The following is a 13386-nucleotide window of genomic DNA, read 5'->3' as shown; positions in this document are numbered from 1 at the left end:
GCTACGCGTCGCCGCCCGCGACCCCGGGGTCGGCCGCCGTCACGTCGAGCAGCCGGTAGCGGTCCACCGCCTGCTTCAGCACCGACCGGTCGACCTTGCCCTCCCGGGCCAGCTCGGTCAGCACGCCCACCACGATCGACTCGGCGTCGATGTGGAAGAAGCGCCGCGCCGCACCGCGCGTGTCCGCGAAGCCCCAGCCGTCGGCGCCCAGCGACTGGTAGGTCCCCGGCACCCACCGGGCGATCTGGTCCGGCACCGACCGCATCCAGTCGGACACCGCCACGAACGGTCCCTGCGCGCCGGCCAGTTTCCGCGTCACGTACGGCACCTGCTGCTCCTCCTCGGGGTGCAGCAGGTTGTGCTCCTCGCACGCCACCGCCTCGCGGCGCAGCTCGTTCCAGGAGGTCGCCGACCACACGTCGGCCCGCACGTTCCACTCGTCGGCGAGGATCCGCTGCGCCTCGACGGCCCAGGGCACCGCGACCCCGGACGCCATGATCTGCGCCGGGATCGAGCCGCCGGTGCCCGCGCTGAAGCGGTGGATGCCCTTGAGGATGCCCTCGACGTCCACGTTCTCGGGCTCGGCCGGATGCCGGATCGGCTCGTTGTAGACGGTGAGGTAGTAGAAGACGTCCTCGCCGTGCGGGTGCCGCTCGTCCGCGCCGTACATCCGGCGCAGGCCGTCCTTGACGATGTGCGCGATCTCGAAGCCGAAGGCCGGGTCGTACGCCACGCACGCCGGGTTGGTGGAGGCGAGCAGCTGCGAGTGTCCGTCCGCGTGCTGCAGGCCCTCACCGGTCAGGGTCGTGCGGCCCGCGGTCGCGCCCAGGACGAAACCGCGCGCCAGCTGGTCGCCCATCTGCCAGAACTGGTCGCCGGTGCGCTGGAAACCGAACATCGAGTAGAAGACGTAGACCGGGATGAGCGGCTCGCCGTGCGTGGCGTACGCCGAGCCCGCCGCGATCAGCGAGGCCGTGCAGCCGGCCTCCGAGATGCCGTCGTGCAGCATCTGCCCGTTCGGCGCCTCCTTGTAGGCGAGCAGCAGCTCCCGGTCCACGGACTCGTACTGCTGGCCGAGCGGGTTGTAGATCTTCGCACTCGGGAAGAAGGAGTCCATGCCGAACGTGCGGTACTCGTCCGGCGCGATCAGGACGAAGCGCCTCCCGAGCTCCTTGTCCCGCATGAGGTCCTTCAGCAGCCGCACGAAGGCCATCGTCGTCGCGATGGACTGCTGACCAGACCCCTTCTTCACGGTCGCGTACGTCTTGTCGTCCGGCAGGGCCAGTGGCTTCGAGCGCACCACTCGGGTCGGCACGTAGCCGCCGCAGCCCTGGCGGCGGTCGTGCATGTACTGGATCTCCTCCGTGTCCCGGCCCGGGTGGTAGTACGGCGGCGGGCCGGACTCCAGCTCCTTGTCGGAGATCGGCAGGTGCAGCCGGTCGCGGAAGCGCTTGAGGTCGTCGACCGTCAGCTTCTTCATCTGGTGCGTGGCGTTGCGGCCCTCGAAGTTCGGGCCAAGCGTCCAGCCCTTGATCGTCTTGGCCAGGATCACCGTCGGCTGGCCCTTGTGCGCCTTGGCCGCCGAGAAGGCCGCGTAGATCTTCCGGTGGTCGTGACCGCCGCGGCCCAGGTGCAGGATCTGGTCGTCGGTCATGTTCTCGACCATCGCGCGCAGCCGGTGGTCGTCGCCGAAGAAGTGCTCGCGGATGTAGGCGCCGGACTCGGTGGCGTAGGTCTGGAACTGACCGTCCGGGGTCGTGTTCATCCGGTTGACCAGCACGCCGTCGCGGTCCTGGGCCAGCAGCGGGTCCCAGGTGCGGTCCCACACCAGCTTGATCACGTTCCAGCCGGCGCCGCGGAAGATCGACTCCAGCTCCTGGATGATCTTGCCGTTGCCGCGCACCGGGCCGTCCAGGCGCTGGAGGTTGCAGTTGACCACGAAGGTCAGGTTGTCCAGGCCCTCGCGGGCGGCGATGGACAGCTGGCCCAGCGACTCCGGCTCGTCCATCTCGCCGTCGCCGAGGAACGCCCACACGTGCGACTTCGAGGTGTCCGCGATCCCGCGCGCGTGCATGTAGCGGTTCATCCGCGCCTGGTAGATCGCGCCGATCGGGCCGAGGCCCATCGAGACGGTCGGGAACTCCCAGAAGTCCGGCATCGACCGCGGGTGCGGGTACGACGACAGCATGTGGGGCGCCTTGGACTTCTCCTGCCGGAAGCCGTCCAGGTGCTGTTCGGTCAGCCGGTCCAGCAGGTACGCGCGGGCGTAGATGCCCGGCGAGGCGTGTCCCTGGAAGAAGACCTGGTCGCCGCCGTCGCCCTCGTCCTTGCCGCGGAAGAAGTGGTTGAAGCCCACGTCGTACAGCGAGGCGGAGGAGGCGAAGGTGGCGATGTGGCCGCCGACGCCGATGCCGGGCCGCTGCGCGCGCGAGACCATCACGGCGGCGTTCCAGCGGGTGGCGTTGAGGATCTTGCGCTCGATCTCCTCGTTGCCGGGGAAGAACGGCTCGTCCTTGGTGGCGATCGTGTTGACGTAGTCCGTGCTGCGCATCTCGGGCACGGCCACGCGCTTCTCGCGGGCCCGCTCGATCAGGCGCAGCATCAGGTAGCGGGCCCGCTCACGGCCCCGCGCGTCGACGGCGGCGTCCAGGGAGTCGAGCCACTCCCGCGTTTCCTCGGGGTCGAAGTCAGGAACCTGACTCGGCAGGCCGCCAATGATGATCGGATTGCGATCGGATGCGGAAGCCACGCTGTTCCTTCGCTGTCGAGGGCCACTTGTGCCGGTGTCTGCGCCGATTCCCCATCGTGTACCTCGCGGGGGCAAACGTCATCTGTACCGTGGGGTAATCGGTTCCCCCATGGGGACCGGGGGCACGTTCATTCGAGTCTCGTACCCACACATGGTTCCCAAATACGCAAACGGGGCACAAGGGTGTGGTGTACGTCACCTTCGGCTCGGACGGCATGGCTGGAGTTGCGGCGACACGGCCGGGATCGTCACCGTTTCGGCGGTCCCAGTCGCCGGGTACTTGCGCGATCCGTCCCGCCCGTGTGGACTACGGCCAGGCTTCGCGCACGCGCGTGGCTGAGAATTTCACCCAAGACATGATCAGGAGGCAACCCGTGAGCGCGACCGCGGACCACGCGGAGGAGCGGACGAACCCTGCCGCCAGGCTGGGTTTCCAGCCCGGGCAGGTGGTCCAGGAGATCGGCTACGACGACGACGTCGACCAGGAGCTCCGCGAGGCCATTGAGGGCGCCGTCGAGGGCGAGCTGGTGGACGAGGACTACGAGGACGTGGCCGACGCCGTCGTGCTGTGGTTCCGTGACGACGACGGCGACCTGACGGATGCGCTGGTGGATGCCACCACGTACATCGAGGAGGGTGGGGCGATCCTGCTCCTCACGCCGAAGACCGGCCGTCCGGGGTACGTCGAGGCCAGCGACATCTCGGAGGCCGCCACGACGGCCGGCCTGACGGCGTCCAAGAGCGTCAGCGTCGGCAAGGACTGGAGCGGCAGCCGGCTGGCGACCCCCAAGGCCGCCAAGTCGAAGCGGTAGCCGGTCCGGCTCCGCGTCACCCGGCTCCGGACGGGCCGACCGCCGTCGGCCCGTCCGCGGGTCCGTGATGATCCCTGCGTAGGGTGTTTCCAGCGAATCACCCTTCGAAGGGACGAACAGGACCATGACGATCCAGGTCGGCGACAAGGCCCCCGACTTCGAACTCAAGGACAACCACGGCGCGACCGTGAAGCTGTCCGACTTCCGCGGCCGGAAGAACGTCGTGCTGCTCTTCTACCCGTTCGCCTTCACCGGCGTGTGCACGGGCGAGCTGTGCGAGGTGCGGGACAACCTGCCGCAGTTCTCCGACCGCGACACCCAGGTGCTCGCCGTCTCCAACGACTCCATCCACACCCTGCGCGTCTTCGCCGAGCAGGAGGGCCTGGAGTACCCGCTGCTGTCCGACTTCTGGCCGCACGGCAACGTCTCGCGCGCCTACGGCGTCTTCGACGAGGACAAGGGCTGCGCCGTCCGCGGCACCTTCATCATCGACCAGGAGGGCGTCGTCCGCTGGACCGTCCGCAACGGCCTGCCGGACGCCCGCGACCTGGCCGAGTACGTGAAGGCGCTCGACGCCCTCTGAGCGACACCGTGTGATTCGTCGGCTCCAGGGCCTGCGGCGGGCGGGAACCCGTCACTAGGATCGATTCGTTGATCCGACAAGCCACACCACGTCATCCAACGCACTACGGGGCTTCCCGCCCCTGGACACCAAGGGAGGACTCGTGGGAGTCAGCCTCAGCAAGGGCGGCAACGTATCGCTGACCAAGGAGGCCCCGGGACTGACCGCGGTCATCGTCGGTCTGGGCTGGGACGTCCGTACCACGACCGGCACCGACTTCGACCTCGACGCCAGCGCGCTGCTGCTGGACAGCTCGGGCAAGGTCAGCAGTGACGCCAACTTCGTCTTCTTCAACAACCTGAAGAGCCCCGACGGATCGGTCGAACACACCGGCGACAACATCACCGGTGAGGGCGAGGGCGACGACGAGCAGATCAAGGTCAACCTCGCGGCGGTCCCCGGCGAGATCGAGAAGATCGTCTTCCCGGTGTCGATCTACGACGCCGAGAACCGCCAGCAGTCGTTCGGCCAGGTGCGCAACGCGTTCATCCGCGTGGTGAACCAGGCCGGCGAGGCGGAGATCGCCCGCTACGACCTCTCCGAGGACGCCTCCACCGAGACCGCCATGGTCTTCGGCGAGCTGTACCGCAACGGGGCGGAGTGGAAGTTCAGGGCCATCGGCCAGGGCTACGCCTCCGGCCTGCGCGGCATCGCGCAGGACTTCGGCGTGAACGTCTGAGTCACCGCTCCGTCCGAGGCGACGGCCTCGATCGTCCGGCGCCGCACGGTTTACGTGCGGCGCCGGACGCGCAGGAAACCCAAGAACCATCACCCGGGGAGGGACCATCACCATGGGCGTCACTCTTGCCAAGGGGGGCAATGTCTCCCTGTCCAAGGCCGCACCGAACCTCACGCAGGTGCTGGTCGGTCTCGGCTGGGACGCGCGTTCCACCACCGGAGCACCCTTCGACCTCGACGCCAGCGCGCTGGTGTGCAGCGGGGGCCGGGTGCTCGGTGACGAGTGGTTCGTCTTCTACAACCAGCTCAAGAGCCCGGACGGCTCCGTCGAGCACACCGGCGACAATCTGACCGGCGAGGGCGAGGGCGACGACGAGTCCGTGCTCGTCGACCTCCCCAAGGTGCCCGCCCACTGCGACAAGATCGTCTTCCCGGTCTCGATCCACATGGCGGACGAGCGCGGCCAGACCTTCGGGCAGGTCAGCAACGCCTTCATCCGGGTGGTCAACCAGGCCGACGGCCAGGAACTCGCCCGCTACGACCTCAGTGAGGACGCCTCCACCGAGACCGCGATGATCTTCGGCGAGCTCTACCGCTACCAGGGCGAGTGGAAGTTCCGTGCAGTGGGGCAGGGGTACGCGTCGGGGCTCCGCGGCATCGCTCTAGACTTCGGAGTCAACGTTTCGTAAAGCCGAGTACGGCGCGGGGGAGCCCCGTACACACACGATTGGGTAGCCAGTGCTTCTGAAAACCTTCGGCTGGTCGTTCGCGGTCACCGCGCTCGGCCTGGTCGCGGCGGTCTTCTACGGGGGGTGGACCGCTTTCGGGATCGTGGCGATCCTCTCCGTCCTCGAGATCTCGCTGTCCTTCGACAACGCGGTGGTCAACGCCGGAATCCTGAAGAAGATGAATGCCTTCTGGCAGAAGATCTTCCTCACCGTCGGCATCCTGATCGCCGTCTTCGGCATGCGCCTGGTCTTCCCGGTCGTCATCGTGGCCATCAGCGCCCAGCTCGGGCCGATCGAGGCCGTCGACCTCGCGCTCACCGACAAGGACCGCTATCAGGAGCTGGTGACGGACGCCCATCCGTCGATCGCCGCGTTCGGTGGCATGTTCCTGCTGATGATCTTCCTCGACTTCATCTTCGAGGACCGGGACATCAAGTGGCTGCAGTGGCTGGAGCGGCCGCTGGCCAAGCTCGGCAAGGTCGACATGCTGTCGGTCTGCATCGCCCTGGTCGTGCTGCTCGTCTCCTCGATGACCTTCGCCGCCCACGCCCACCAGCACGGCGGCGCCCACGCGGACAAGGCGGAGACGGTCCTGATCTCCGGCATCGCGGGTCTGATCACCTACATGATCGTCGGCGGTCTCTCCGGCTACTTCGAGGACAAGCTCGAAGAGGAGGAGGAACGCGAGCACGAGGCGGAGGAGCAGGCCGTGCGCACCGGCAAGCCCAAATCGGCCGTCGCGCTGGCCGGCAAGGCCGCGTTCTTCATGTTCCTCTACCTCGAGGTCCTGGACGCGTCGTTCTCCTTCGACGGCGTGATCGGCGCCTTCGCCGTCACCAACGACATCGTCCTGATGGCCCTCGGTCTCGGCATCGGCGCCATGTACGTCCGTTCGCTCACGGTCTACCTGGTCCGCCAGGGCACCCTGGACGACTACGTCTACCTGGAGCACGGCGCGCACTACGCCATCGGCGCCCTCGCCGTCCTCCTGCTCGTCACCATCCAGTACCAGATCCACGAGATCATCACCGGCCTCGTCGGCGTGGTCCTGATCGCCTGGTCCTTCTGGTCCTCCGTGCGCCGCAACAAGGCGCTCGCGGCGGCCGGCGGACCGGGCGACGGCGAGAAGACGGAGGTCTCCTCCGGGGTGTGACACCCCGGGGTCCCGGGCCGGTGCGCCCCCGGTGCGTCCGCGCCACCGGTGTGAACCCGGCCCGGACGAGGAACGCTCTGTGCGGGGCGGCCGACGAGGACGACTCCTCGGGGCCGCCCCGTCGGCGGTGAAGGGAACGTGGGGGCGGGAATGGGCTTCTTGGACGGGCTGTGGCGCGGCCGTGAGAACGAGTTCGACTCGGGCAGCGCGGCCACCAACTCGATCGAGCTGACCAAACGGCACAGCCAGGTCTCACTCACCAGACAGGGCGCGGCCACCGGGCACCTGCGCATCAACCTCACCTGGCGGATGCGGACCTCCGACATCATGGGCGTGCAGCGCGAGAGCCTGCTGAGGCACCCCTTCAAGGCCCTCAAGCCCCCCGAGGTCGTCGGCCACAGCCAGAGCATGGTCAACGTCGACCTCGACCTCGGCTGCCTCTACGAGCTCCAGGACGGCACCCGGGGCGTCGTCCAGCCGCTCGGCGGCTACCTGGGCGACGTCAACGCCCCGCCGTACGTCAAGCTCAGCGGCGACGACCGGTTCGGCTCGGCCTCCGGGGAGACGATCTACGTCAACCTCGACCACCGGGACTCCATCAAACGCCTGCTGCTCTTCGCCTACATCTACGACCAGACGCCGGCCTTCGACCGTACGCACGCCATCGTCACCCTCTACCCGAGCAACGGGCCGCGCATCGAGATAGGCCTCGACGAGCGCCACCCGCAGGCCCGGTCCTGCGCCGTGGTGATGATCGAGAACGTCAAGGGCGAGATCCTGGTCCGCCGCGAGGTGAAGTTCGTCTACGGCTTCCAGGGAGAGCTGGACCGGCTCTACGGGTGGGGACTGCAGTGGGGGCGGGGCTACAAGACCAAGGTCGAGCGCTGAGCCCCGCACCGGCCGCACCCGCGTACCGCTGAGCGGCGCCCGCTAGCGGCCGACGAACTGCGGCCCCTGCGGCGGCAGCCGGAAGTCCGGACCGGGCGCCGTGGCCGCCGGCGCCGGGTAGCCGTACCCGGACTGCGCCCCGGCGGCCCCCGCGGTGGCGGGCGCCGCCTGCGGATATCCGTAGTCCGGCCGCCCGGCCGGCTGCGGGTAGCCGTAGGCCGGCGGTGTCGCCGGCGGCTGCTGCGGATAGCCGTACGCGGGCTGCGCCGGCACCCCCGCCGGCTGCTCCGGGGGCAGCGGGTACGAGACCTCGGAGGAGGACAGGACGGGCAGCGGCTGCACGGTCGTCGGCTCGTCGGGGCCGAACACCGGCCGGCCCGGCGTGGACGGGGTTGTGGCGGGCGGCTCCGGCGAGGCGGCCGCGGCCGGCTCCTGCGCCGCCTCGGACTCGTCCACGGAGATCCCGAAGTCGGTCGCCAGACCCTTCAGCCCGTTGGAGTAGCCCTCGCCGAGCGCCCGGAACTTCCAGGCCTCCCCGCGCCGGTACAGCTCCCCGCAGATCAGCGCCGTCTCCTGGCCCGTCTCCGGCCTGACGTCGAAGTAGGCCAGCGGCTCCCCGTCGGCGACCGTGGCGTCGTACAGCACGATGCGCAGGTCCCGTACCCGGTCGAAGGCGACGCCGTCCGCCGAGGCGACCACCAGGATCCGGCGCACCGAGGGCTCGACGCCCGGGAGGTCCGTCTGGATCGTGTCGGTCAGGCCCTCGGGGACCCGCTTCTTGCCGAGCCGCCAGACCTGCCCGGACGGATGCCGGGGCTGGTTGTAGAAGACGAAGTCCTCGTCGGAACGCACACGGTCCTCGGGGCCCAGGAGCAGCGCGGAGGCGTCGACGTCCGGGACCCCCTGCCCGGGTGTCCAGCGCAGCACGGCGCGTACCGTGGTGGCTTGCAGCGGGACGTTCGACCCCTTCAGCATCGCGTGCGTCATGCCGTCATCCTGCCCTCTCGGTCCTGCTCACGACAACGCGGGGGCGGGCTGCCCGGGGCCGTGCCCCCGCAGCCCGGTCGCCCGCCGCCGACACGGCGGGGTTACCTGGAATTCATGCCCGGTGGGAACCACCGACATGGATACGTACGTACTATTACCGGCCACCTTGGACTGTTCACCGGACGCCCAGACACCGCGGGGGAGTATTCATGCGTCATTTCGGTCACCTCGCCCCTGAGGTGCGCCAGCGCCTCTTCCACCGGGAACCCTGCGAGTTCACCGCGGACTCCCCGGCCCGGCTGCTGTCCGCGGCCCTCGGCGCCACGCTCTACAGCCCGGCCACCCGGCCGAGGCTCGCCGACGACGTCCTCAAGCAGGGCGCGCGCGGCGTGGTGTCGATGGTGCTGTGCCTGGAGGACTCGATCGACGACGCCGACGTGGCGGCCGGCGAGGAGAACCTGGTGCGGCAGTTCACGGACCTGGCGGACCGCACGGCTCCCGGGGCCCCCGTCGGCACCGAGGTGCCGCTGCTGTTCGTCCGGGTCCGCACCCCCGAGCAGATCCCCGACCTCGTGCGGCGCCTCGGCCCGGCCGTGCGGCTGCTGTCCGGGTTCGTGCTGCCCAAGTTCACCGGGGAACGCGGCGTGCCCTTCCTGGAGGCGGTCACCGCGGCCGAGGCGGCGAGCGGCCGGCGCCTGTTCGCCATGCCGGTCCTGGAGTCGCCGGACCTGCTGTACCGCGAGTCGCGCGTGCAGACGCTGGAGGGGATCTTCCGGGCGGTCGACAAGTACCGCGACCGGGTGCTCGCCCTGCGCCTCGGCGTGACCGACTTCTGCTCCTCCTACGGGCTGCGCCGGGCCCCCGACATGACGGCGTACGACGTCCAGATCGTCGCCTCCGTGATCGCCGACGTGGTGAACATGCTGGCCCGGGCCGACGGCACCGGATTCACGGTGACCGGGCCGGTGTGGGAGTACTTCCGGGTCCAGGAGAGGATGTTCAAACCGCAACTGCGGCAGAGCCCGTTCCTGGAGGTGCAGGCGGTGGAGCTGCGCCAGAAGCTGATCGAGCACTCCATGGACGGTCTGCTGCGGGAGATCTCCCTGGACCGGGCCAACGGCCTGCTCGGCAAGACCTGCATCCACCCCTCGCACGTGCTGCCCGTGCACGCCCTGTCCGTCGTCAGCCACGAGGAGTTCAGCGACGCCCAGGACATCCTGCGCCCCGAGCGCGGCGGCGGAGGCGTGCTGAGGTCGGCGTACACGAACAAGATGAACGAGGTGAAGCCGCACCGCGCCTGGGCCGAGCGGACGCTGCTGCGCGCCGAGGTCTTCGGCGTGGCCCACGAGGACGTCGGCTTCGTGGAACTCCTCGCCGCCGGCCTGTCCGACTGAACCCGCCCGACCGAACGCAAGGAATCGATGAACGACGCAGTGGACCACGGGAGGCACGAGCACATGGACGAGGGGGCGCGTGCCGGGGAGCACGCCGGCGTCTGGTCCGGCAGCTGGGTCGCGGAGCGGCTCGGCGTCGGGATCGCGGGCGACGACGCCCTCACCGGCATGCTGGGACTCGCCCTGCGCCGCAACCCCAAGCGCGCCCACCTGCTCGTGTCCAACGTGCTCGGCAAGCACGTCCCGCAGTCCCCGTCCGTCGTGTACGGCCACGGTCTCGCCCTCGGCCGGCGCGTCCGCGGCCTGCTGGGCGCCGAGGAGGCCGGCCGGGCCGTCGTCCTCGGCTACGCGGAGACCGCCACCGGCCTCGGCCACTCGGTCGCCGACGGCCTGGGCGCCGCCCCCTGCCTGCACTCCACCCGCCGTCCGGTCGCCGGGGCCGTCCCCGCGGGCGGCTTCGAGGAGTCCCACTCGCACGCCACCTCCCACCTGCTGCTGCCCGAGGACCCGGCGCTGCTGACCGGCGACGGTCCCCTGGTGCTGGTCGACGACGAGTTCTCCACCGGCAACACGGTCCTGAACACCGTCCGCGCCCTGCACGAGCGCTACCCGCGGGGGTGGTACGTGGTGGTCGCCCTGGTGGACATGCGGTCCGCGGCGGACGTGGGACGGCTCGAGGAATTCGCGCGGGAGATCGGCGCGCGGGTGGATCTGGTGACGGCGGCCTCGGGGACGGTGCGCCTGCCGGAAGGGGTGCTGGAGAAGGGGCAGGCACTGGTGGCGCGGTACGAGGCGGAAGGGCCCGGGGCCGGTGGCCCGCCGTCCGCGGCGCCGTCGTGGCCGGTCGCGCGGTTCCCCACCCCCGTGGACCTGTGCTGGCCTCCCGGCCTTCCCGACGGCGGACGGCACGGCTTCACCCCCGCCCACCGTGCCCGCCTCGAATCCGCCCTGCCCGGCATGGCCGCCCGGATCGCGAAGGCGCTGCCGGCCGGTGCCCGCCGGGTGCTCGTGCTCGGCTTCGAGGAGCTGATGTACGCCCCGCTGCGCCTGGCCTGCGAGCTGGAGCGGACCGCCGGGGCCGAGGTGCGCTACTCCACCACCACCCGCTCGCCCGTCCTCGCGGTCGACGACCCCGGCTACGCGATACGCACCCGGCTGGTCTTCCCCGCGCACGACGACCCCGCCGACGGCCCCGGCGAGCGCTACGCCTACAACGTCGCGGGCGGCGGCTTCGACGCCGTCGTCGCCGTCGTCGACTCGGCCGCCGACACCCCCGCGCTGCACGCGCCGGACGGACTGCTGGCCCGGCTCGCCGCGCACGTCCCGCACGTCCTGCTCGCGGTCGTCCCGTCGTACGTGCCCGGCTCCCCCGGGTCCCCGCACGCCCCCGAAAGGCCCCCGATGCTGCCCGAGCCCCTGCGCGGCCCCGCCTTCTCCTCGTACGCCCCCGACGAGGTCGGCTGGCTGCTCCAGGACCTCTCGGAGGTGACGCTGGAGGCGCCGACCGAGGAGCGCGAGGAGGCGATCCAGCGGGGCGGCGCCCACTACGCCGAGTCGCTGCCGGTGGAGTACCAGCCCAGCGAGCAGTACCAGGAGCTGTTCCACACGGCGCTGGAGGCGTCCGCGGCACGCCTCGCGCGGGCCGTCGGCGCCGTCACCGAGATCGTGCTCACCGAGCGGTCGCCGCGGCCCGTCCTGGTCTCCCTGGCCCGCGCGGGCACCCCCGTCGGCGTCCTGATGCGCCGCTGGGCGCAGTACCGGCACGGCCTCGACCTGCCGCACTACGCCGTGTCGATCGTCCGGGGCCGCGGCATCGACGCCAACGCGCTGCGCAGGCTGGCCGCCGACCACGACCCGGCCGACGTCGTCTTCGTCGACGGCTGGACCGGCAAGGGCGCCATCACCCGCGAACTCGCCGCCGCGCTCCGCGACTTCGAGGTCTCCGACGGCATCACCGGCTTCGACCCGGAGATCGCCGTCCTCGCCGACCCGGGCTCCTGCGTCCGCACCTACGGCACCCGCGACGACTTCCTCATCCCGTCCGCCTGCCTCAACTCCACGGTCTCCGGCCTGATATCCCGCACCGTGCTCCGCGCCGACCTGGTCGGCCCGCACGACTACCACGGCGCGAAGTTCTACCGCGAACTCGCCGGCACCGACCTGTCACGGGCCTTCCTGGACGCCGTCTCCGCCCGCTTCCCGGAGGTCGCGGACACCGTCGACGCGCAGGTCAAGGAGCTCCTCGCCGCCGACCGCACCCCCACCTGGGAGGGCTGGGCCGCCGTCGAGCGCATCAGCGAGGAGTACGGCATCCACGACGTCAACCTCGTCAAGCCCGGCGTCGGCGAGACCACCCGCGTGATGCTGCGCCGGGTGCCGTGGAAGGTGCTGGCCCGGGCCGGTGCGGGCGCCGACCTCGACCACGTGCGGCTGCTGGCCGAGCAGCGCGGGGTGCCCGTGGAGGAGGTGGCCGGCCTGCCCTACACCTGCGTCGGGCTGATCCACCCGCAGTACACGCGCGGCGCGACCGGCGCCGACGGCAGGGCGGTGACGCGCTGATGCCGGTGCTCGTCGCGAGCGACCTCGACCGCACGCTCATCTACTCCGCCGCCGCCCTGGGGCTGACCATGCCCGACGCGCGGGCGCCGCGGCTGCTGTGCGTGGAGGTCTACGAGAGCAGGCCCCTGTCCTACATGACCGAGACGGCCGCGGGACTGCTCGCCGGGCTCGGCGAGACGGCCGTCTTCGTGCCGGTGACCACCCGGACCCGCGAGCAGTACCGGCGGATCAGCCTGCCCGGACCGCCGCCGAAGTACGCGATCTGCGCCAACGGCGGGCACCTGCTCGTCGACGGGGTCTCCGACGCCGGCTGGCAGGCGCGGGTGGCCGCGCGGCTGGCCGACGAGTGCGCCTCGCTGGACGAGGTCCGCGACCACCTCATGGGCGCCGCCGACCCCGTATGGGTGCGCAAGCAGCGGGTCGCCGAGGACCTGTTCGCCTACCTCGTCGTCGAGCGCGAGCTGCTGCCCGAGGACTGGGTCAAGGAACTCGCCGTCTGGGCGGAGGACCGCGGCTGGACCGTGTCCCTCCAGGGCCGCAAGATCTACACCGTGCCCAGGCCGCTGACCAAGAGCGCCGCCGTGCGCGAGGTCGCCCGCCGCACCGGCGCCGATCTCACCCTGGCCGCCGGCGACTCCCTCCTCGACGCCGACCTGCTGCTGGCCGCGGACCGGGGCTGGCGTCCCGGCCACGGCGAGCTGGCCGACTCCGGCTGGACGGCACCGGCGATCGAGGCCCTGCCCGAGCGCGGCGTGCTGGCGGGGGAGCGGATCCTGCGCGAGTTCCGCACGGCGGCGAGCGGGGGCTAGTGCCCGG

11 protein-coding genes are annotated in these 13386 nt (G+C 70.8%); 9 read left to right on the top strand and 2 right to left on the bottom strand.

Annotated elements, in window-relative coordinates; genetic code table 11:
• Nucleotide 1: 1 nt before the first annotated feature.
• A complete protein-coding gene (gene aceE / locus AC0VYN_RS28575; protein WP_475533273.1) occupies nt 2–2749 on the bottom strand; it encodes a pyruvate dehydrogenase (acetyl-transferring), homodimeric type in 2748 nt (915 codons plus the stop codon).
• A 374-nt stretch (nt 2750–3123) separates the two neighbouring features.
• Here aceE and AC0VYN_RS28570 point away from each other — a divergent pair, with 374 nt between their 5' ends.
• The 6 genes from AC0VYN_RS28570 (at nt 3124) to AC0VYN_RS28545 (ending at nt 7630) form a co-directional block, all read left to right on the top strand.
• Nucleotides 3124–3561 carry a DUF3052 domain-containing protein gene (locus AC0VYN_RS28570; protein WP_385469914.1) on the top strand — a complete coding sequence of 146 codons (438 nt, stop codon included), beginning with the start codon at nt 3124–3126 and terminating at the stop codon, nt 3559–3561.
• 124 nt (nt 3562–3685) lie between these two features.
• Nucleotides 3686–4144: a peroxiredoxin gene (locus AC0VYN_RS28565; RefSeq protein ID WP_385469912.1), complete on the top strand. Its 459-nt coding sequence runs from the start codon at nt 3686–3688 to the stop codon at nt 4142–4144.
• A 142-nt stretch (nt 4145–4286) separates the two neighbouring features.
• Nucleotides 4287–4862 carry a calcium homeostasis/redox stress adaptation protein gene (locus tag AC0VYN_RS28560; protein ID WP_385469910.1) on the top strand — a complete coding sequence of 192 codons (576 nt, stop codon included), beginning with the start codon at nt 4287–4289 and terminating at the stop codon, nt 4860–4862.
• Nucleotides 4863–4974: 112 nt separating this feature from the next.
• A complete protein-coding gene (locus AC0VYN_RS28555; RefSeq protein ID WP_475533272.1) occupies nt 4975–5550 on the top strand; it encodes a TerD family protein in 576 nt (191 codons plus the stop codon).
• A 49-nt stretch (nt 5551–5599) separates the two neighbouring features.
• Complete coding sequence (locus AC0VYN_RS28550; RefSeq protein ID WP_475533271.1) at nt 5600–6742, top strand: DUF475 domain-containing protein; 1143 nt, start codon at nt 5600–5602, stop codon at nt 6740–6742.
• Nucleotides 6743–6892: 150 nt separating this feature from the next.
• Nucleotides 6893–7630: a TerD family protein gene (locus tag AC0VYN_RS28545; RefSeq protein ID WP_385470179.1), complete on the top strand. Its 738-nt coding sequence runs from the start codon at nt 6893–6895 to the stop codon at nt 7628–7630.
• Between the two features lie 42 nt (nt 7631–7672).
• Here the strand turns inward: AC0VYN_RS28545 and AC0VYN_RS28540 are convergent, their stop codons facing one another.
• Nucleotides 7673–8617 carry a TerD family protein gene (locus AC0VYN_RS28540; RefSeq protein WP_475533270.1) on the bottom strand — a complete coding sequence of 315 codons (945 nt, stop codon included), beginning with the start codon at nt 8615–8617 and terminating at the stop codon, nt 7673–7675.
• A 209-nt stretch (nt 8618–8826) separates the two neighbouring features.
• On the opposite strand from AC0VYN_RS28540, the gene AC0VYN_RS28535 reads away from it, so the two are divergent.
• The 3 genes from AC0VYN_RS28535 (at nt 8827) to AC0VYN_RS28525 (ending at nt 13379) form a co-directional block, all read left to right on the top strand.
• Nucleotides 8827–10011, top strand: a complete 1185-nt coding sequence (locus AC0VYN_RS28535) for an HpcH/HpaI aldolase/citrate lyase family protein (RefSeq protein ID WP_475533269.1) — start codon at nt 8827–8829, stop codon at nt 10009–10011.
• Nucleotides 10012–10074: 63 nt separating this feature from the next.
• Complete coding sequence (locus AC0VYN_RS28530) at nt 10075–12570, top strand: phosphoribosyltransferase (protein ID WP_475537009.1); 2496 nt, start codon at nt 10075–10077, stop codon at nt 12568–12570.
• Complete coding sequence (locus AC0VYN_RS28525; protein WP_475533268.1) at nt 12570–13379, top strand: HAD family hydrolase; 810 nt, start codon at nt 12570–12572, stop codon at nt 13377–13379. Before AC0VYN_RS28530 ends, AC0VYN_RS28525 begins: the two co-directional genes overlap by 1 nt.
• Nucleotides 13380–13386 lie beyond the last annotated feature (7 nt).

This window comes from Streptomyces sp. 63XJN7_1_ISO-PGPR-S23-121, from assembly GCF_056173025.1.
Note: the sequence above shows the minus strand (reverse complement) of the source record. Positions and strands in the feature narration are given on the sequence as shown.

What these genes read in the sequence shown, in the direction of transcription:
- AC0VYN_RS28565 (WP_385469912.1), top strand. Translation starts at nt 3,686, where the DNA reads ATGACGATCCAGGTCGGCGACAAGGCCCCCGACTTCGAACTCAAGGAC.
- AC0VYN_RS28555 (WP_475533272.1), top strand. Translation starts at nt 4,975, where the DNA reads ATGGGCGTCACTCTTGCCAAGGGGGGCAATGTCTCCCTGTCCAAGGCC.
- AC0VYN_RS28545 (WP_385470179.1), top strand. Translation starts at nt 6,893, where the DNA reads ATGGGCTTCTTGGACGGGCTGTGGCGCGGCCGTGAGAACGAGTTCGAC.
- AC0VYN_RS28540 (WP_475533270.1), bottom strand. Translation starts at nt 8,617, where the DNA reads ATGACGCACGCGATGCTGAAGGGGTCGAACGTCCCGCTGCAAGCCACC.
- AC0VYN_RS28535 (WP_475533269.1), top strand. Translation starts at nt 8,827, where the DNA reads ATGCGTCATTTCGGTCACCTCGCCCCTGAGGTGCGCCAGCGCCTCTTC.
- AC0VYN_RS28530 (WP_475537009.1), top strand. Translation starts at nt 10,075, where the DNA reads ATGGACGAGGGGGCGCGTGCCGGGGAGCACGCCGGCGTCTGGTCCGGC.
- AC0VYN_RS28525 (WP_475533268.1), top strand. Translation starts at nt 12,570, where the DNA reads ATGCCGGTGCTCGTCGCGAGCGACCTCGACCGCACGCTCATCTACTCC.